The organism is Microbacterium sp. HD4P20 (assembly GCF_019449275.2).
Lineage (GTDB): Bacteria > Actinomycetota > Actinomycetes > Actinomycetales > Microbacteriaceae > Microbacterium.
On sequence record NZ_JAHZQZ020000020.1, the window covers coordinates 33,809 to 52,657 of the forward strand.

Consider the following 18,849-nt stretch of genomic DNA (forward strand, 5'->3'; position numbering starts at 1 on the left):
GCCGCATGAGCCTCACCGAGTCGCGCCTGACCCGCACGGTCCAGTCCAGTGGGACGACCGGGCGCACGCACGCGACCGCGACGAGCGTGGCCTCGCCGCGCGCACGCGCCCTGGTGCGTGCTGCGGTGTGGTGGACGAGCGCGTGGCGGGCGACCGGTGCGGCGATCGCGGCCGCCGCGACCTGGGCCTCGCGCACGGTGCGCCCGGCGGGCACGCTCGTCGTGGTCGCGGCCACGGCGGGCCTCGTGCTGGGCCTCGTCTTCGGCTGGGTGGAGTGGATGGTCGCGGGCGCGGCATCCGTCATCCTCCTGGTCACCGCGGTGCCGTTCCTGTTCGGCGCGCGCGCATACGACGTCGATCTCACGCTCACGCACCAGCGGGTCGTGGCCGGCGACGGCGTGACCGGAGAGATCGTCGTCCGCAACGACGGCCACCGGATCGCACTGCCCGGCCGGATCGACATCCCGGTCGGTGCGGGGCTGGTCGAGTTCGGCGTTCCGCTGCTGAGGCCGGGGCACACCGTCGCGCAGCCGCTCGAGATTCCGGGCCTGCGGCGCGGCATCGTGCCGGTCGGCCCGGCGACGACCGTCCGCAGCGACCCGATCGGGCTGCTGCGGCGCGAGCACGCGTTCGAGGACGTGCACGAGGTCTATGTGCATCCCCGCACGACGATGCTCCCCTCGACCAGCGCAGGTCTGATCCGCGACCTGGAGGGAAGCCCGACGAAGCGCCTGGTCGACGCCGACATGTCTTTCCACGCGATCCGCGAGTACGCACCGGGTGACTCGCGGCGGCAGATCCACTGGCGGTCGACGGCCAAGACCGGCAAGCTCATGGTGCGTCAGTACGAGGAGTCGCGCCGCTCACACATGGCGGTCGTGCTCGCCGCCGCCGAGGCCGAGTACTCCGACGCGGACGAGTTCGAGCTCGCGGTGTCGTGCGCCGCGTCGCTCGGCCTGCGCGCCGTGCACGACGCCCGCGACGTGACGATCGTGACCGGATCCGAGATCCCCCGCGTCGTGCGCGGACGGCTGCGCGCGATCCGCCGGGTGCCCGCCGTGGCGCCACGGCCGATGCTCGACGGCTTCAGCTCGGTCGAGCTGCTCGAGAACACCATGCCCGTGGGCGAGGTGTGCCGGCTCACCACCGAGTCGGGCGAGCGGCTGTCGATCGCCTTCGTCGTGGTGGGGTCGCGTGTCACCCTCACACGCCTCCAGCAGGCGGCGCTGGCCTTTCCCGCCGACACCGCCGTGGTCGGCGTGATCTGCGACGAGAGCGCGCACCCCCGCATGCAGCCGCTGTCGGGTCTGACCGTGCTGACGGTGGGCACGCTGGACGACCTGGCCGGACTGCTGCTGAGGGGAGCGACGTCATGAATGCCAGACCGGATGCCGCGGCCCGGCGTCCGCGATCGCTCCGGTTCGTGCCGCGCATCGCGGCGGGCGCCGTGTTCGCCGCGGTCATCGTGGCGGTGGCCGCTGTCGCCGCGTGGCCGATCTACCGCTCCGCGAGCCTGCTCCTGCTCGTCGCCGTCGGCACCGGCGTCGGTGTGCTGATCGCCTCGGCGGCGTGGCGGTGGCGATGGAACGGCTGGATCGTGGCCGGCGCGCTCGCCGTCGCGGTGCTGCTGCTGGGGGTCCCTCTCGCGGTGCCCTCGCGGCTGGGCGCGCCCGACGCGCTGCTGCGGGGCCTCGGCGAGCTCGCGAGCGGTCTTGTGCTGGGCTGGAAGGACCTCGTGACGGTCGAGCTGCCGGTCGGCTCGTACCGCAACCTGCTCGTCCCGGCGCTGGTGGTGTTCCTGGTCGGCACGTGCGCCGTGTTGCTCCTCGCGTGGCGCGAGGACCGTGCCGCGTACGCCGCTGTGCCGGTGGCGCTGGGAATGGTGTCGTTCGGGCTCTTCTTCGGGCGCACCACGGTGAGCGCGCCGCTCCGGCTCGGACCCGTCGCGCTGTACGCCCCGGTCGAGACCGCGATCGGGGTGGCGGCTCTGCTGGCGTGCCTGCTGTGGCTGGCTTGGCGCACGCATGACCAGCGGGTGCGCGCCCTGCAGCGGGCTGCGGCATCCAGCGGAGTGCGCGTCTCGCGCCGCACGTCGCCGGCCGATCGTCGCCGCACCCTTCTCGGGGCAGGACTGACGGCGGCGGCGCTGGCGATCGCCGTCGTGGTCGTGCCCTTCGCGGCGCGCGGGGCGGAGCGCGACGTGCTGCGCTCGGCGGTCGGGCCCGACATCGACCTGTCGGCCGAAGTGAGTCCGCTCGCGCAGTACCGCGCGCTGTTCGCCGACGAGCGCGTCGGCGAGGTGCTGTTCCGCGTCGACCCGGTCGAAGGGGCGACCCTTCCTGACCGCGTGCGCGTCGCCACGCTCGACGCCTACGACGGCGAGGTGTACCGCAGCGGCGGTGGTGACGGCACGGCGGATGCCGGCCGGTTCGTGCGGGTCCCGTCCGCGCTGGACGCCGGCGAGGGCGAGCCGGTCGCCGCCGAGATCTCGATCGAGGCGTGGGACGGCATCTGGATGCCGACGGCCGGGCGGCTGCGGTCCGTCGAGTTCGCGGGCGCCCGCGCCGCGACCCTGTCCGACCGGTTCTACTACAACGCCGCCGCCGCTGCCGGCGTGCAGACCGCCGGCGGTGGGCTGCGGGCCGGCGATCGCTTCGTCCTCAGCGGCGTGGAGCCGGCCGCTGCCGACCTGTCGCAGCTCGAAGCGCCCGGCGGCTCGCCCGACGGTGCGTCCGCGCCCGAGAGCCTGCGCACGTGGATGGACCGGCACGGTACCGGCTCAGGCGGTGCGAGGCTCGACGGCCTGGTCTCGCTCCTGCGCGAGCGCGGCTATCTCAGCCACGGCCTGTCGACGGGCGAAGAACCTCCGGCGTGGGCGACCCAGCTGTCGGACTACGCCTTCCAGCCGAGCGCGTCGGGGCATTCGCTGGCACGCGTCGAGACGATGTTCTCGCGGCTGCTCGAGCGCGAGTCCGATCCGCGCGCCGAGGCATCCGGCAACTTCGTCGCGGCAGTCGGCGACGACGAGCAGTTCGCCGTCGCGACGGCGCTCATGGCCCGCGAGCTCGGCTTCCCCGCGCGCGTCGTGCTCGGGGCACGGCTGGACGCCGCCGAACCACAGCTCGCCACGTGCGACGAGGGCGCGTGCCAGGCCGGCGACCTCGCCGCCTGGACCGAGGTGCAGTCGGCCGACGGGCAGTGGGTCGCCATCGACGTGACGCCCCAGCATGTGCAATCGCCCAGCCTCGAGGTCACCGAGCAGCGCGACCCCGAGAACGTGACCGAGGTGCGCCCCGACACCGTCGAGGAGGTCGTCCCGCCCGATCCCACGCAGGAGGATTCCGCGTCGGACCGCGCAGCCGACGAAGAGTCCGGCCTCGATCTCGCGTGGCTCTGGCCGGTGCTGCGCGTCGTGGGCATCGTCGCGCTGGTGCTGGCGCTGGCGTTGGGGCCGTTCCTCATCGTGATGGGCGCCAAGGCGTCCAGGCGCCGGTCCCGGCGGCGCGCCGCGGTTCCGGCATCCCGCATCGCCGGAGGCTGGGACGAGTACGTCGACGCCGCCGTCGACGCGGGGCGCGACGCCCCCCGCGCGCTCACGCGCAGCGAGCTCGCCGAGAGCTTCGCGTCGCCGTCGGGGGCCTCGCTCGCCTCGGAGGCAGACCGCGCGGTCTTCTCGTCCGCGACGCTGGACGCCGCCGACGCCGAGGTGTACTGGCGCACCGTCGATGCCGAGCGCCGCGCGCTGCGCCGTGAGCGCGGCTTCTGGCGCGGAGCGCTCGCGACCGTATCGTTGAGATCGTTGCTCCGTCCGCTGGCATCCGAATCCGGTGCCGGTCTGCGAATCGCCGAGAGGGGGAGACGACGGGCAGAGCCCGCGCGTCCCATGCCATGAACGCCACCGATGCCTCTGGAGTCATCTTCGGGACGCTCCTCAGCCTCCTGCTGGTCGCCGCCCTCTACGTGTGGGTCGCTCTCGCGCTCTCCGCCGTCTTCCGCAAGTCCGGGGTCGAGTCGTGGAAGGCGTGGGTGCCGATCCTCAACACCGTCGTGCTGCTGCAGCTCGCGGGACTGTCGCCCTGGCTGGTCGTGCTCGCGTTCGTGCCTGTCATCCAGATCGCGTTCATCGTCGTGTTCGCGATGGCGATCTATCGCCTCAGCATCGCGTTCGGCTTCGCCATCGGGATGACGGTGCTCGGCGTGCTGCTGCTCCCCGTGTGGGCGACGATCATCGGCTTCGGCAGTGCGCGCTGGGTGGGCAGGGAGCCGGATGCCTCGGCCGCCCACGCCGCCCGTGGGGGGTCGGGCCCGCGCCGCTCGGGCGACACGCCGCCCGCTCTTCCGCCCCTGCCCTCGTTCGCCCCTTCCGCGAGCATCGCGCCGCCGACGGCGCCGGGCACCACCGGTTTCCCGCCCGCGTCGCCTGTGAGCTTCTCTCCTGCCCCGTCGGCGTTCTCGCCGGCGCCGGCCCACTCCGCGGCGACTCCGGATCCTGCACCGGGCGCGACTCCGGCTCCGACCGGCGAATTCACCCCGCCGGCAGGCGGCTGGGCGCCGCCCCCGCTCCCGAGCGCCGGACGCACTCCCGACGAGGGCGCGGACGAGGACCCGGAAGCTCCCGCGACCCGCCGCTCCGGTGCCTCCGACGCGGGCTGGCAGGGGTTCGCCGCGGACTCCACCGACCTCAGCAGCGAGGTCACGGGGGCCGTGCCCGGCGCGCCCGCTCCGGTCTCGGCGGTGCCGGCGGTGCCGCCGGTGCCGCCCATCCCCGCGATGCTGGCGTCGGACGAAGTGGGATCGTCGGCGCAGCCGGCATCGACGACCGGCGACCCCGTGGAGGGCCTGACGCGCCCGCCCGTCGTGCGCGTGCCGCGAGGCGGCGCAACGGGTGACGAACGCGAGCCATGGGCTCCGACGCGATCGCCCACGAGCGATCCCGGGGGGTTCGCCGAGACCTCGGGACCCGTCTCGGCCGTGGCGGGGGCTCCCGATGCGGGAGGACCGCGCTCGGCGCGCACGTCGGTGTCGGCGCAGCATGTCCGCCCCGAGATCCCCGACGACGACGACGTGATGGACGAGACCATCATCGCGCGCCGGCGCCGCACCCACTGGTCGCTCGTGCCGCCGACGGGAGACCCCGTCGAGATCGGCTCGGAGGTCGTCATCCTCGGCCGCCGTCCGGCCGCCGATCCGGCTCACCCCGGTGCGCAGCTCATCGCCATCCAGGACGGCACCGTCTCGAAGACCCACGCGCGCCTGCAGCTGCGCGACGACCGCTGGTACGTGACCGACCTCGGCTCCACCAACGGCGTGCTCTTCGCGACGCTCATGGGGACCGAGATCGAAGCACCGTCCGGCGTCGAGGTCGAGGCGGGCGACCGGTTCCTGCTGGGCGACGCCGAGGTGCGCCTCGTGCGGAGCGACGCGTGACGGACGCACCCGACGAGCGCACCCAGCCCGCGCGGCGGGCGCGCCGGGAGCAGTCGATCGACGACGAGACGCGCCTCGCGACGCGTCGCCGGCCCGATCCCGTCGATGAGGCGACGCTGCTGTCGGACCGGCGGCTCGCGCTCTCCGACATGGAGCCGGTGGATGATGCGACCGTGTTGTCGCCGCGTCGTGTGGTCGAGTCGGAGCCGGTGGATGGTGCGACCGTGTTGTCGCCGCGTCGTGTGGTCGAGTCGGAGCCGGTGGATGGTGCGACCGTGTTGTCGCCGCGTCGTGCGGTCGAGTCGGAGCCGGTGGATGATGCGACCGTGTTGTCGCCGCGTCGTGCGGTCGAGTCCGACCCGGTCGACGACGCCACCGTGCTCACCGCGAAGCGGCTCGGAGAGCCGGCGCATGCCCCGGCGCGGTCGTCCGACCACGGATCGGGCCCCGGTCCCCGGCGGTCCGGCGAGGCGCCGGCCGCCGTCGATCCTGACGACGGCTCGACGATCGTGGTGCGCCGCGAGTCGCGCCGTCGCGCCGCCCAGCAGTCGGACGAAGCCGCCGCCGCATCGGCCGTCCCCGAGGCCACCGCCCGCGCCGTCATCGCGCCGGCGGCCGGCCCCCGTGTCGCCAAGGCGCCCGTTCCGACCGACGCGGTGTACACGCCGCGCGCGGTGCCGCCCACGCACACCCAGCGCGCCGCGACGCCGCCGCGCACCCCGAGCGCGGCGATCGGCGGCCTCGGCGATCCCGCGGCCGCGCGCCGCCGCGACCGACGACTCGCGGTGATGGTGGTGGCCGCGGCATCCGTCGTCGCCCTCGTGGCGGTGGTCTCGCTCGTCGCCGTCCTCGTCTTCGGCTGAGTGTCGCCCGGGGATCTCGCCGCTCGTTTGCCCGGCCCGCCAATCGCACGTATCATGGATCGGGTGTGCGCTCACGCGCTCCGTCCGCCGTGCCTGGGCGCTAGCCCAGGAAAGCGGGCGGGTCGCCGCTCGCTCACATCTCAGGGACCGGTCTGCGAACAGGCCACCCCCACGGCATATCCACCCACGTAACGCTCGGCACCATCCTGCCGCGCCGGTGGATGAATGTGAGCCCGCCGCGTCATGAATCGAAAGATCCGGATGCTGCGGGGGAGACACGAACGCTGTCACCGTGCAGCACAACATAGGAGAGAACGTGCCAACCATTCAGCAGTTGGTTCGCAAGGGTCGCTCGCCCAAGGTCTCGAAGACCAAGGCGCCGGCGCTCAAGGCGAACCCGCAGCAGGCGGGTGTCTGCACCCGTGTGTACACGACCACGCCCAAGAAGCCGAACTCCGCGATGCGCAAGGTCGCCCGTGTCAAGCTCCGCAACGGCACCGAGGTCACCGCGTACATCCCCGGCGAGGGCCACAACCTGCAGGAGCACTCGCTGGTGCTCGTGCGTGGCGGTCGTGTGAAGGACCTCCCGGGTGTCCGCTACAAGATCGTTCGCGGCGCCCTGGACACCCAGGCCGTCAAGAACCGCAAGCAGGCCCGTAGCCGCTACGGCGCGAAGAAGGGTTGAGTTAGATGCCTCGTAAGGGACCGGCCCCCAAGCGCCCCGTCGTCAACGATCCGGTGTACGGCGCCCCCGTCGTCACCCAGCTCGTCAACAAGATCCTCGTCGACGGCAAGAAGTCCATCGCCGAGTCGATCGTCTACACGGCCCTGCGCGGTGTCGAGGCGAAGAACGGCCAGGACGCCGTCGCCACGCTCAAGAAGGCGCTCGACAACGTGCGCCCGACGCTCGAGGTCAAGAGCCGCCGTGTCGGTGGCTCGACCTACCAGGTGCCGGTCGAGGTCAAGCCTCACCGCGCCAACACGCTCGCCCTGCGCTGGCTCGTCAGCTACGCCAAGGGCCGTCGTGAGAAGACGATGACCGAGCGCCTCCAGAACGAGATCCTGGATGCCTCGAACGGCCTGGGTGCCGCGGTCAAGCGCCGCGAAGACACCCACAAGATGGCCGAGTCGAACCGCGCCTTCGCTCACTACCGCTGGTAAACAGCATCCCGCCGCTCCCCTGTCATGCACGGGAGCGGCGGGACCGCGACATCCGTCACCACACGTAAGGAAAAACCCGTGGCACAAGACGTGCTCACCGACCTCACCAAGGTCCGCAACATCGGCATCATGGCTCACATCGATGCCGGCAAGACGACGACGACCGAGCGCATCCTGTACTACACGGGAACCAACCACAAGATCGGCGAAACGCACGACGGTGCATCGACGACCGACTGGATGGAGCAGGAGCAGGAGCGTGGCATCACGATCACCTCTGCTGCTGTGACGTGCTTCTGGGACAAGAACCAGATCAACATCATCGACACCCCCGGCCACGTCGACTTCACGGTCGAGGTCGAGCGTTCGCTGCGCGTGCTCGACGGCGCCGTTGCGGTCTTCGACGGCAAGGAGGGCGTCGAGCCCCAGTCCGAGACCGTGTGGCGCCAGGCCGACAAGTACGACGTCCCCCGCATCTGCTTCGTCAACAAGATGGACAAGCTGGGCGCCGACTTCTACTTCACGGTCGACACGATCGTCAACAAGCTCAAGGCGAAGCCCCTGGTCATCCAGCTGCCCATCGGCGTCGAGAACGACTTCATCGGCGTCGTCGACCTCGTCGAGATGCGCGCACTGGTCTGGGCGGGCGACGCCAAGGGTGATGTCACCATGGGCGCCAAATACGACATCCAGGAGATCCCGGCCGACATGGCCGAGATCGTCGAGAAGTACCGCGAGATCCTCCTCGAGACGGTCGCCGAGTCCGACGAGGAGCTCCTCGAGAAGCACTTCAGCGGTGAGCCGCTCACGGTCGCCGAGATCAAGGGCGCCATCCGCAAGCTGACCGTCAACTCGGAGCTCTACCCCGTGCTCTGCGGATCCGCGTTCAAGAACCGCGGCGTGCAGCCGATGCTCGACGCGGTCGTGGACTACCTCCCGTCGCCGCTGGACGTGCCCGCCATCGAGGCCCACGACCCGAAGAACGAAGAGAACATCATCGAGCGTCACGCCGACCGCGATGAGCCCTTCACGGCGCTCGCGTTCAAGATCGTGACCCACCCGTTCTTCGGCCGCCTCACCTACATCCGCGTGTACTCCGGTCACCTGGACTCGGGCGCGCAGATCGTCAACTCGACGAAGTCCAAGAAGGAGCGCATCGGGAAGATCTTCCAGATGTACGCCAACAAGGAGAACCCGGTTCCCTCGGTCACGGCGGGTCACATCTACGCGGTCATCGGCCTCAAGGACACGACCACGGGCGACACGCTGTGCGACAGCGCCAACCAGGTCGTCCTCGAGTCGATGACGTTCCCCGAGCCGGTCATCGAGGTGGCGATCGAGCCCAAGACCAAGGCCGACCAGGAGAAGCTGGGTCTGGCGATCCAGAAGCTCGCGGAGGAAGACCCGACGTTCCGCGTCGAGCAGAACTCCGACACCGGTCAGACCGTCATCAAGGGCATGGGCGAGCTGCACCTCGACATCCTCGTGGACCGCATGAAGCGCGAGTTCAAGGTCGAGGCGAACGTCGGCAAGCCGCAGGTCGCGTACCGCGAGACGATCAAGAAGTCGGTCGAGAAGCACGACTACACCCACAAGAAGCAGACGGGTGGATCGGGTCAGTTCGCGAAGATCCAGTTCACGATCGAGCCTCTCGAGGTCACGGCCGACAAGACGTACGAGTTCGAGAACAAGGTCACCGGTGGCCGCATCCCGCGCGAGTACATCAGCCCGACCGACCAGGGCTTCCAGGACGCCATGAACGTCGGCGTGCTCGCCGGCTATCCCATGGTGGGCGTCAAGGCGATCCTGCTCGACGGCGCGTCGCACGACGTCGACTCGTCCGAGATGGCGTTCAAGATCGCCGGCTCGATGGGCTTCAAGGAGGCCGTCCGCCGCGCGAACCCGGTCATCCTCGAGCCGCTCATGTCCGTCGAGGTGCGTACGCCCGAGGAGTACATGGGCGACGTCATCGGCGACCTGAACTCGCGTCGTGGGCAGATCCAGTCCATGGAGGATGCTCAGGGCGTCAAGGTCGTGCGCGCGCTGGTTCCGCTGTCCGAGATGTTCGGCTACATCGGCGACCTGCGTTCGAAGACCTCGGGCCGTGCCGTCTACTCCATGGAGTTCGACAGCTACGCCGAGGTTCCGCGCAACGTCATGGACGAGATCGTCCAGAAGACCAAGGGCGAGTAGCCCTGAACTCCGGGATGCCTCCGCGACGAGGCATCCCGGAGCACAACTTCACACAGATCCAACAGAAACCTCTCTACTAAGCTAGAGAAATCCCCGTAGAGAACCGGCGCACACCAGCGTCCGGAAATCTCTACACGAACGTCCTGAGGAGGACCCAGTGGCTAAGGCCAAGTTCGAGCGCACCAAGCCGCACGTGAACATCGGAACGATCGGTCACGTCGACCACGGCAAGACCACGCTCACCGCCGCGATCTCGAAGGTGCTCGCCGACAAGTATCCGTCGGCCACCAACGTGCAGCGCGACTTCGCGTCGATCGACTCCGCTCCCGAGGAGCGCCAGCGCGGTATCACGATCAACATCTCGCACGTCGAGTACGAGACCCCGAAGCGTCACTACGCCCACGTCGACGCCCCGGGCCACGCCGACTACATCAAGAACATGATCACCGGTGCCGCCCAGATGGACGGCGCGATCCTCGTGGTCGCCGCGACCGACGGCCCGATGGCGCAGACGCGTGAGCACGTTCTGCTCGCCAAGCAGGTCGGCGTGCCGTACCTGCTCGTCGCGCTGAACAAGTCGGACATGGTCGACGACGAAGAGATCCTGGAGCTCGTCGAGCTCGAGGTCCGCGAGCTGCTGTCCAGCCAGGACTTCGACGGCGACAACGCTCCCGTCATCCAGGTCTCGGGCCTCAAGGCGCTCGAGGGCGACGAGAAGTGGGTCGAGAAGATCGTCGAGCTCATGGACGCCGTCGACGAGTCGATCCCCGACCCGGTGCGTGACAAGGACAAGCCCTTCCTCATGCCCATCGAGGACGTCTTCACGATCACCGGTCGTGGCACGGTCGTCACCGGCCGCGCCGAGCGTGGCACGCTGGCCATCAACTCCGAGGTCGAGATCGTGGGTCTGCGCCCGACGCAGAAGACGATCGTCACCGGTATCGAGATGTTCCACAAGCAGCTCGACGAGGCCTGGGCCGGCGAGAACTGTGGTCTGCTCCTGCGCGGCACCAAGCGTGACGACGTCGAGCGCGGCCAGGTCGTCGTGAAGCCCGGTTCGGTCACCCCGCACACCAACTTCGAGGGCACGGCGTACATCCTGTCCAAGGAGGAGGGCGGCCGTCACAACCCGTTCTTCACGAACTACCGCCCGCAGTTCTACTTCCGCACCACCGACGTCACCGGCGTCATCACGCTGCCCGAGGGCACCGAGATGGTCATGCCCGGCGACACCACCGACATGACGGTCGAGCTGATCCAGCCCATCGCCATGGAAGAGGGCCTCGGCTACGCGATCCGTGAGGGTGGCCGCACCGTCGGCGCCGGCACGGTCACGAAGATCCTGAAGTAACTTCGGATTCACCGTCGACGGATGCCGCGGCATCCGTCACCGACAGGGGTCGGGCCTTCGGGTCCGGCCCCTTCGTCGTCCCCTCGCCCCCTCGTTCCCCCTCATTCCCCTCGCTCTCCCTCGCTCTCCCTCGCTCTCCCTCGCTCTCCCTCGCTCTCGCGACCATGTCCCTTTCCTCGCGACCATGTCGGTTTCTCACCGACCATGTCCCTTTCCTCGCGACCATGTCGGTTTCTCACCGACCATGTCCCTTTCCTCGCGACCATGTCGGTTTCTCACCGACCATGTCCCACATGCTCGGTGAGAAACCCACATGCTCGGTGCGGAAGGGACATGGTCGGCGGGGAGGAGGGAGGAGGAAGGAGGGAGGGGAGGATGCGGCTCCTCCACAGGGGCCCCGGTGCGACGGTTCTCCACAGAACGCCGCCGCTTCCAGGAACGGAGTACCGAGTCCCGGCACAGTGACGTGATGACCAATCGCTCTCGTCGCGCCCGGATCGTTCGCCGCGAGCCCATGCGGCCGGATGGATCGGCGATCGGCGGGGCCGTGCCGTTCGGCGGTCTTCCCGCCGGCCACCACACCCGGCTGCGGGCGGGAGCCTACGTCCTCACCTCGGAGTGGGAGCATCTGTTCAGTGAGGGCAAGCTCCGCACCCGTGCGGTTGCGGTCGCCGAGCGGTGCGGGTTCGAGCATGCCGCGTTCTGCCGGACCGCCGCTGCGGCGTGCCACGGTCTTCCGGTGTACCGCATGCGCAGCGACCGCGTCGACATGATCGTGGCCTCGAGGACCACCCGTCACGACGGCAGCGACGTCGTTCGGCACCAGGAGCCCCTTCCCGCGCAGGATGTCGTGGTCATCGACGGCCTGCGGGTGACGTCGCTGGACCGCACCGTCTACGACGTGATCCGCACCGCGACGCCGGAAGCGGCCATCGCGGTTTACGACGCGGCCCTGCGTGCCGTCGCGTGGGACGACGACACGCGCACATACGACGTCGCCAAGGCCGAAGCGTTCCGTGACCTCGTGGATGCCCGGATCTCACGCGGCGCCGGTGCTCGCGGCATCCGTCAAGCCCGCTTCATCTCCGAGATCGCGGACGGTCGCGCGCAACTGCCGGGCGAGAGCGTCACCCGACTCTGGATGCTGCAGCTCGGGGTGCCCGCGCCCGAACTGCAGTACCGCATCGACTTCTCCGACGGCGGCTTCGTGCTCCTCGACTTCGCGTGGCCGAAGCTCGGCCGTTGGATGGAGTTCGATGGAGAGGCGAAGCTCACCGAGCCGGAGTTCATGGGTGGCCGTACCGTGGCTGAGGTGCTCGCCGACCAGGCCTTGCGCGAAGAGCGGGTGCGGCAGGTCACTGGCTGGCGTTGCGATCGCCATGGGTTCGAGCGGATGCCGTCATTCGAAGAGTTCGCGGTCTACCTCCGTACGATCCGCCTGCGCTGAGTCGTCCCGGCCCTGCTCGGCGCGTCCCCGCTGCGCCCCGCGCGGCGCGGCTCGGTCCTGCGCCGATGCCGACCATGCTGGTTTGCCGCCGAGCATGTCGGTTTCGCACCCACTATGTCAGCATGCTCGGTGCAGGACCGGCATGGTCGGTGCAGGACCGGCATGGTCGGTGCAGAACCAGCATGCTCGGCGCAGAACCCACATGGTCGGCGCAGAACCGGCATGGTCGGTGCAGAACCAGCATGGTCGGTGCAGCGGAGGGGTGGTGCGGAAGGAGAGCGAGACGTCAGAATGACGGGGGATGCCCCGCCGGGGCCGAGAAGGAGCAGACATGGGTATCGACGACCTCGTGAACCAGGGCAAGGACTTCCTCGAGCAGAACAAGGACAAGATCGACGACGTCATCAAGTCCGAGCAGGCCGAGGGCGTGAGCGACAACGTCCTCGACGCAGCTGCCGACTTCGTCAAGAAGGTCGCCCCGGACAGCATCGACCAGCACGTCGACGGCGTGCGCGACAACATCGACAAGGCCGTCGGCAACGAGTAGACGCGGCACCGTCGGGAAGCGGCTCGGGAAGACCCGGGCCGCTTCTGCGTGCACGGCGCGGCATCCGTTCCTCCTGCGCGGAGGAGGGCCTTGACGCAACCGGACACTCGGCCTACCTTTAGCCCTGGGAACACGTTTCGGTTCGTGTTGGGGAAATAGCCGGGCTTCGGAGGATGTGGGATCCACCCGAGTTCTGTGGATACATCTATTCGCGAGTCGGAGCGTGCTGGGAGGGGCTCCAACTGGGGCACCCTGCGTCGTTTCGACCAAGGGTGAATAAGATGTTCAGTCGCATTTTCGTGCGCGCCTCTAATACTGGGGACATGCGCCGCCGCCTGCGCGGATCGCGGGCAACCGAGCGGAGGATCGCTCTCCGCAAGCGCTGGGGAGTCGGGGGTTTCGCGACGTTGCTCGCGGGCGCGCTGGTCTTCTCGGGCGTCTCGCCGGCGATGGCTGACGAGGGGAGTCCGCCCGATGGCACCGCCACCGCGGCGACGTCGCTCGTACAGGACAACCCAGCACCGGATGCCGCGGCCGATGCGGCCGGGACGACACCGGTCGACACGCCCGTGGATGCACCGGCGGTAGTCGCGCCGGTGCAACCACCGGTGATCGAGGCTCCGGTCGTGGATATGCCCGTCGGGGAAGCTCCCGTCGAGGCGCCTGTCGTCCAGGGACCCGGCACCGAAGGACCGCCGGCTGACGTGCCGGTGACACCTGAGACTCCCGCGGCCGACGAGGCGGGGCCGCCCGAGGACACGCCGGCCGAACCGGACACGGCCGTTGCGGTGCAGGCTCTCGAGGTGCAGGCCGAGACGACGGCCGAGGCCGAGGTGACGGCCGAGGCCGAGGTGATGGCCGCCCAAGCGGCGCTGGTCGGCGTCGTCGGGGTGCTCGAGCCTGCGACGAACGTGGAGAACAACGTGACGTACTGGGAGGACCGGTACAGCGAATACGGTGCGGTGTGCTTCAAGTACGCGGGGAACAGCATCTACGGCAGTGTGACCGATGGCGGCCTCACCGTGACGCTCAACCCGTTCGATGAGATGTGGGAGGGTGACGGCTTCGTCGCCCTGATCGTCAAGGGGAGCACCCTCAACAACGTCATCGTGAACCCGGAGTCGGGTGTCGCCTATGCGTCGCCGCCCACTCCGAGCGGCAACCAGTCGACGGTTTCGCACTGGATCGTGTGCATCGGCGAGGTTCCGGATGAGCCCGGCTCGCTGACCATCGTGAAGGAGTCGCCGGAGGGAGCCGGCCTCGCGGGGGCGATCTTCACTGTCACGCCGAACCCGGCCACGGGCGACGGAAGCGTCGAGGTCGTGACCGGTCCCGACGGGACCTTTGCCTTCGCCGGCACCGTCCTGCACGGGATCTACACCGTGACCGAGACAGAAGCGCCGCCCGGCTACCTGCTGCCGGCGTTCGCCTCGCAGCAGGTGGCGGTCGGGTCCGGGCAGAGCGTCAGCGTGACCTTCGTCGATCCGCTGGGCAGTGTGACATGGCTCAAGCACGATGATGAGGGAGCGCTGCTCGGTGGTGCGACGTTCCAGGTCACCGCGACCGGCGGCGACGCCGTCGCGGCGCCGTGGGATCTCGACGCCAACCCGATCGCGGTGCTCGACAACACCGGACAGCTCGGCTACACCGGCCGTGACACGGATGCCGATGCCGGCGAGTTCCATGTGGCAGGGCTGCCGACCGGCACGTACTCGGTCGTCGAGACCGTCGCCCCCGCGGGCTACGAACTCGACGCTGACGCGCAGGGATTCACCATCTCTGACGCGACGCCGAATCCGTCGCTGGGGATGCCGTTCGTGAACGTCAAGAAGTCGCCGCCGCCGCCGCCCGCACCGCCCGCACCGCCTGCGCCGCCGGCACCACCGGCGCCGCCCGCACTCGCTGTGACGGGTGGCAGTGAGCCGGCTCCGTGGGTGCTGCTCCTGGGCATCATGGCGACGCTGACCGGGGCGCTGACGCTCCTCGTGGTGCGGCGCCGTGGCGGAGAAGGGGCACCCTCCGAGTGACGGCGGGAGGGGGCGGAGCCGCCAAGCTCTGTCCCCTCTTTGTCGGCCGCGGGAGAGGGCGGGAGGCCCCCCGAGGTCCGCCCTCTCCCGTTCCCGGGTTCTCCCGGGCGCACGTGCCCCTCGCCCCCGACGGCGAGGGGCACGGGTGTGTTCGGCGATCGTGCGCGATGACGGATGCCGCGGCTCGAGGATCCGTCACGATTCGGCGATTTGGCGGATCGGGGTAGCGCTGCGCGCGCGCCAACCGATAGTGTGCACAAGCGACGGTTCGCCGTCGTCCGTGTGCTCACCCGAAGGGCGCTCGGGCTGGCCGTGTGTCACCCGCACATCAAGACGGCCGGAACTGCCCCCTGGGGCAAGGGACGACGCGCCCCCGCGCGTCGGTATGGGAAATACGGTGCGCCCCCGCGCACTGCTGGGAAGAACGGCGTGCTCTGCACGTCTCTGGGAAGAACGGCGTGCTCTGCACGTCTCTGGGAAGAACAGTGCGCCCCCGCGCACTGCTGGGAATACAGTGCGCCCCCGCGCACTGCTGGGAGAACGGTGCGCCTCGGCGCGCCGCTGGGAGTACGGCGCGCCTCGGCGCGCCGCTGGGATGACGGCACACCCCGTGTGCCGCTGGGAAGACGGCACCTCGTGTGCCGCTGGGATGACGACGCGCTTGGCGCGTCGGTGAGAGACGGCGTGCTGATGCGCGCCGACTGGGGAAGGAACGCTGTGCCTTACGTGCGCAAAAGAAAACCGTTCAATGTTCTGGCTGGTGTGGCTCTGGCCGCATCGCTGATCGTGGCTCCGCTGGTGGCCACGAGCGCATCTGCCACCGAAGACGCCGATCTGGTGGGCGTCGTCGGTGAGTGGGAGAACTCGACCAGCGAGACCAACAAGGAGTCGTACTGGGAAGAGCGGTACAAAGAGTTCAACGCCGTCTGCTACAGCCACGCGAGTGATGGCGGTGCCCACGGTGGACTTTCCGACGGCAAGAAGACGGTGACTCTCAAGCCGTTCCAGCAGGGCTGGCCCGGTGACGAGTGGGTGGTGCTCGTCGTCAAGGGCGGCAACGAGAAGATCAACGTCATCGAGCGCCCGACCGCCGGCGTCGCGTACGCGTCGCCGCTGAACGGTGGAGGCCAGCAGGCGGATGTCTCGCACTGGATCGTCTGCAAGGGCGATGCGCCCGAGGAGGATCCGACCGAGCCCACGATCGTGACGCCGACTCTGGAGTTCACCGAGCCGAGCTGCGATGCGGCCGGAGAGATCACCAAGAGCGACAACGTCCTGTGGACCTCGGCGCCCGGTGCCGACGGCTCCACCGTCTGGACCGCCACGCCGAAGGACGGCACCAAGTTCGCCCCGAATGCGAAGACGGAGTGGACGGTGCCCGCCCTCGACCAGCTCCCGGCCAGCCACGAGGATTGTCGTCCCGACCAGCCGCCGGCTGTGGTGACCACGAGCCACGCCACGGACTTCGACTGCGAGAGCGTCACGGCCACCGTCACGACGACGACCACCACCACGCCGTATGTGTGGAACGGTGAGGCGTGGGTGCCCGGCACGGCGACCGAAGAGGTCACCACCGCCGAGCGCGAGATGACGGCGGACGAGAAGATGGACTGCCCGCTGCCCGACACGAAGGTGGAGTACACCGCGTGGGAGGACGGCGAGTGGGAGTGCGGCGACACCCAGGTGACGCAGACACGCGAGGTCACGACCACCGTCTACGAGTACGACCAGCAGGGCAACCCCACGCCGTCATCGTCGACCGTCGTCGAGACGCAGGACCGCGACCTGACGCAGGAAGAGATCGCGGAGTGCCCGCTGCTGCCCGGTGAGATCGGGTCGGTCTGCATCGGCGACGTGCCGTACCTCGGCTACGAGGTGCTGCTGCCGGAGGGCTACGAGGTCGACAGCGAGACGCCCGTCCGCATCACCTTCGTGAACCCGGACGGCGAGGACTACGTCGTCGAGAACCAGCCGCTCGCCGGCACCCTCCTGTGGCCGGGCGCCTCGGCGACCGCGCCGAAGATGTGGCCGGGCTGGGCACTCGTGGACGGCGAATACGTCCAGACCGAGGGCAACTACGCGTGGACGCGCGAAGGCGTCGCGGTCGAGTTCCACGTGAACCCGGACTACGAGACCGCGATCACCTACCCCGAGGCGACGGCGCTGTGCGCCAACCCGCCGATCGGGGGAGGGGACCCCACTCCGACGCCGTCCGCGCCTCCCGCGCTCGCCGTCACCGGCGCCGACGTGAGCCCGGTCGTTCCGATCGCCGGCGGCGCTGCGCTGCTGCTGGGCCTCGCGGCTCTGGCGATCGCGGCGTACCGTCGCAAGGTCACCTCTTAATGGGGCACACCTCTTAATAGAGGAACGCAATTCAAGAGGGAACGCAATCACACGAAGAGGCGGTCGCGCGCAGGCGCGGCCGCCTCTGGCGTTTCACCCCGCGGGTCCAGGCTGGGAAGCCGCCGAGCATACTCGCCGCACGACACGCCCGAGTTTGCGACACGCCCGGGGTGCACGTAGACTAATGAGGTTCCACATTCCGGCGCCCCTTTTGGCGTGCGCAGGATCACTGCCAGGGCAGTGCATAGGCGGCGAGCTCCTCGAGTTCGCAGGGTCCTAGGCCGCGGGCAGCAGAACCACCACATCTCGAATCCTTCCCCAGCGCAGAACCCTGTTCCGCGTGCGGTTGGAGAACGGATGCCGGGAGCGGCGCTTCGGCGCGGCATCCGGATTGACAGCAGAACAGCGGTGCAGCATTCCTCGCACACCTGTGAGGAGAAAGTGCCCGGCGCGCAAGCGCCCCGTGCGTCCAATGCCCGAGAGGTATGACGCGGAAAGAGAGTGAGCAGACAATGGCGGGACAGAAGATCCGCATTCGCCTGAAGTCGTACGATCACGAGATCATCGACTCGTCGGCGCGCAAGATCGTCGACACAGTGACCCGTGCCGGTGCGACGGTCGTGGGCCCCGTGCCCCTCCCGACGGAGAAGAACGTGATCCCCGTGATCCGTTCCCCCCACAAGTACAAGGACAGCCGCGAGCACTTCGAGATGCGCACCCACAAGCGTCTGATCGACATCGTCGACCCGACGCCCAAGGCGGTCGACTCGCTCATGCGCCTCGACCTCCCGGCCGATGTGAACATCGAGATCAAGCTCTGAGGTTCGACATGGCTGACATCAATTCCAAGGTTTCCAAGGGCCTGCTCGGCACCAAGCTCGGCATGACCCAGGTCTGGGACGAGAACGGCAAGCTCGTTCCCGTCACCGTCATCGAGATCGCCCCGAACGTGGTCACCCAGGTTCGCACGCCCGAGAAGGACGGCTACAAGGCCGTGCAGATCGCGTACGGCCAGATCGACCCCCGCAAGGTGAACAAGCCCGCGACCGCCCACTTCGAGGCAGCCGGCGTCACCCCCCGCCGTCACCTCACCGAGATCCGCACCGCGGACGCCACTGACTACTCACTCGGTCAGGAGCTCACGGTGGACGGCACGTTCGAGGCCGGCCAGCTGGTCGACGTCGTCGGCACCAGCAAGGGCAAGGGCACCGCCGGTGTCATGAAGCGCCACAACTTCAAGGGCGTCTCGGCTTCGCACGGTGCGCACCGCAACCACCGCAAGCCCGGCTCGATCGGCGCGTCGTCGACCCCGAGCCGCGTCTTCAAGGGCATGCGCATGGCCGGCCGTATGGGCGGCGAGCGCGTGACCGTTCTCAACCTCACGGTGCACGCCGTCGACGCCGAGAAGGGTCTGCTGCTCGTCAAGGGCGCCGTTCCCGGTGCTCGTGGCCGCATCGTCTACGTCCGCAACGCAGTGAAGGGTGCCTGAA

14 protein-coding genes are annotated in these 18,849 nt (G+C 69.3%); all 14 read left to right on the top strand.

Translation table 11 applies throughout. The annotated features are described in order from the left end of the window. Positions 1-5 precede the first annotated feature (5 nt). The 14 genes from K0817_RS15920 to rplC all read left to right on the top strand — a co-directional run bounded on the left by K0817_RS15920 (position 6) and on the right by rplC (position 18,848). Positions 6-1,376 carry a DUF58 domain-containing protein gene (locus K0817_RS15920; RefSeq protein ID WP_219982625.1) on the top strand — a complete coding sequence of 457 codons (1,371 nt, stop codon included), beginning with the start codon at positions 6-8 and terminating at the stop codon, positions 1,374-1,376. Continuing rightward, entirely contained in the window at positions 1,373-3,892 is a 2,520-nt protein-coding gene (locus K0817_RS15925; protein WP_219982626.1) for a transglutaminase-like domain-containing protein, read from the top strand. The genes K0817_RS15920 and K0817_RS15925 overlap by 4 nt, the downstream gene beginning before the upstream one ends. Then, positions 3,889-5,427 (top strand): DUF5684 domain-containing protein, encoded by a 1,539-nt coding sequence (locus K0817_RS15930; RefSeq protein WP_219982629.1) that lies wholly within the window; start codon positions 3,889-3,891, stop codon positions 5,425-5,427. The genes K0817_RS15925 and K0817_RS15930 overlap by 4 nt, the downstream gene beginning before the upstream one ends. Further along, positions 5,424-6,290, top strand: a complete 867-nt coding sequence (locus K0817_RS15935; protein ID WP_219982631.1) for a hypothetical protein — start codon at positions 5,424-5,426, stop codon at positions 6,288-6,290. Before K0817_RS15930 ends, K0817_RS15935 begins: the two co-directional genes overlap by 4 nt. A 316-nt stretch (positions 6,291-6,606) precedes the next feature. Beyond that, positions 6,607-6,975, top strand: a complete 369-nt coding sequence (gene rpsL, locus K0817_RS15940) for a 30S ribosomal protein S12 (RefSeq protein ID WP_018171438.1) — start codon at positions 6,607-6,609, stop codon at positions 6,973-6,975. Between the two features lie 5 nt (positions 6,976-6,980). Continuing rightward, positions 6,981-7,451, top strand: coding sequence for a 30S ribosomal protein S7 (gene rpsG / locus K0817_RS15945; protein WP_019181739.1), 471 nt, complete (start codon positions 6,981-6,983; stop codon positions 7,449-7,451). A 78-nt stretch (positions 7,452-7,529) separates the two neighbouring features. Continuing rightward, positions 7,530-9,644: an elongation factor G gene (gene fusA / locus K0817_RS15950; protein ID WP_219982633.1), complete on the top strand. Its 2,115-nt coding sequence runs from the start codon at positions 7,530-7,532 to the stop codon at positions 9,642-9,644. 157 nt (positions 9,645-9,801) lie between these two features. Next, entirely contained in the window at positions 9,802-10,995 is a 1,194-nt protein-coding gene (tuf, locus tag K0817_RS15955) for an elongation factor Tu (RefSeq protein WP_219982636.1), read from the top strand. Between the two features lie 469 nt (positions 10,996-11,464). Next, on the top strand, positions 11,465-12,442 hold the full coding sequence (locus K0817_RS15960; protein ID WP_219982638.1) for a hypothetical protein: 978 nt from the start codon (positions 11,465-11,467) through the stop codon (positions 12,440-12,442). Between the two features lie 331 nt (positions 12,443-12,773). Then, positions 12,774-12,989, top strand: a complete 216-nt coding sequence (locus K0817_RS15965; RefSeq protein WP_168912879.1) for an Rv0909 family putative TA system antitoxin — start codon at positions 12,774-12,776, stop codon at positions 12,987-12,989. Positions 12,990-13,312: 323 nt separating this feature from the next. Continuing rightward, on the top strand, positions 13,313-15,016 hold the full coding sequence (locus K0817_RS15970) for a collagen binding domain-containing protein (RefSeq protein WP_253735443.1): 1,704 nt from the start codon (positions 13,313-13,315) through the stop codon (positions 15,014-15,016). Positions 15,017-15,778: 762 nt separating this feature from the next. Continuing rightward, a complete protein-coding gene (locus K0817_RS15975) occupies positions 15,779-17,359 on the top strand; it encodes a hypothetical protein (RefSeq protein ID WP_219982642.1) in 1,581 nt (526 codons plus the stop codon). Positions 17,360-17,871: 512 nt separating this feature from the next. After that, positions 17,872-18,180, top strand: a complete 309-nt coding sequence (gene rpsJ / locus K0817_RS15980; RefSeq protein WP_019181729.1) for a 30S ribosomal protein S10 — start codon at positions 17,872-17,874, stop codon at positions 18,178-18,180. A gap of 8 nt (positions 18,181-18,188) precedes the next feature. After that, complete coding sequence (rplC, locus tag K0817_RS15985) at positions 18,189-18,848, top strand: 50S ribosomal protein L3 (protein WP_219982645.1); 660 nt, start codon at positions 18,189-18,191, stop codon at positions 18,846-18,848. Position 18,849: the final 1 nt, after the last annotated feature.

Coding starts and splice junctions, on each gene's coding strand:
- rpsG (WP_019181739.1), top strand. CDS start 6,981: ATGCCTCGTAAGGGACCGGCCCCCAAGCGCCCCGTCGTCAACGATCCG.
- rplC (WP_219982645.1), top strand. CDS start 18,189: ATGGCTGACATCAATTCCAAGGTTTCCAAGGGCCTGCTCGGCACCAAG.
- rpsJ (WP_019181729.1), top strand. CDS start 17,872: ATGGCGGGACAGAAGATCCGCATTCGCCTGAAGTCGTACGATCACGAG.
- K0817_RS15960 (WP_219982638.1), top strand. CDS start 11,465: ATGACCAATCGCTCTCGTCGCGCCCGGATCGTTCGCCGCGAGCCCATG.
- K0817_RS15970 (WP_253735443.1), top strand. CDS start 13,313: ATGCGCCGCCGCCTGCGCGGATCGCGGGCAACCGAGCGGAGGATCGCT.
- K0817_RS15925 (WP_219982626.1), top strand. CDS start 1,373: ATGAATGCCAGACCGGATGCCGCGGCCCGGCGTCCGCGATCGCTCCGG.
- K0817_RS15930 (WP_219982629.1), top strand. CDS start 3,889: ATGAACGCCACCGATGCCTCTGGAGTCATCTTCGGGACGCTCCTCAGC.
- K0817_RS15965 (WP_168912879.1), top strand. CDS start 12,774: ATGGGTATCGACGACCTCGTGAACCAGGGCAAGGACTTCCTCGAGCAG.
- K0817_RS15920 (WP_219982625.1), top strand. CDS start 6: ATGAGCCTCACCGAGTCGCGCCTGACCCGCACGGTCCAGTCCAGTGGG.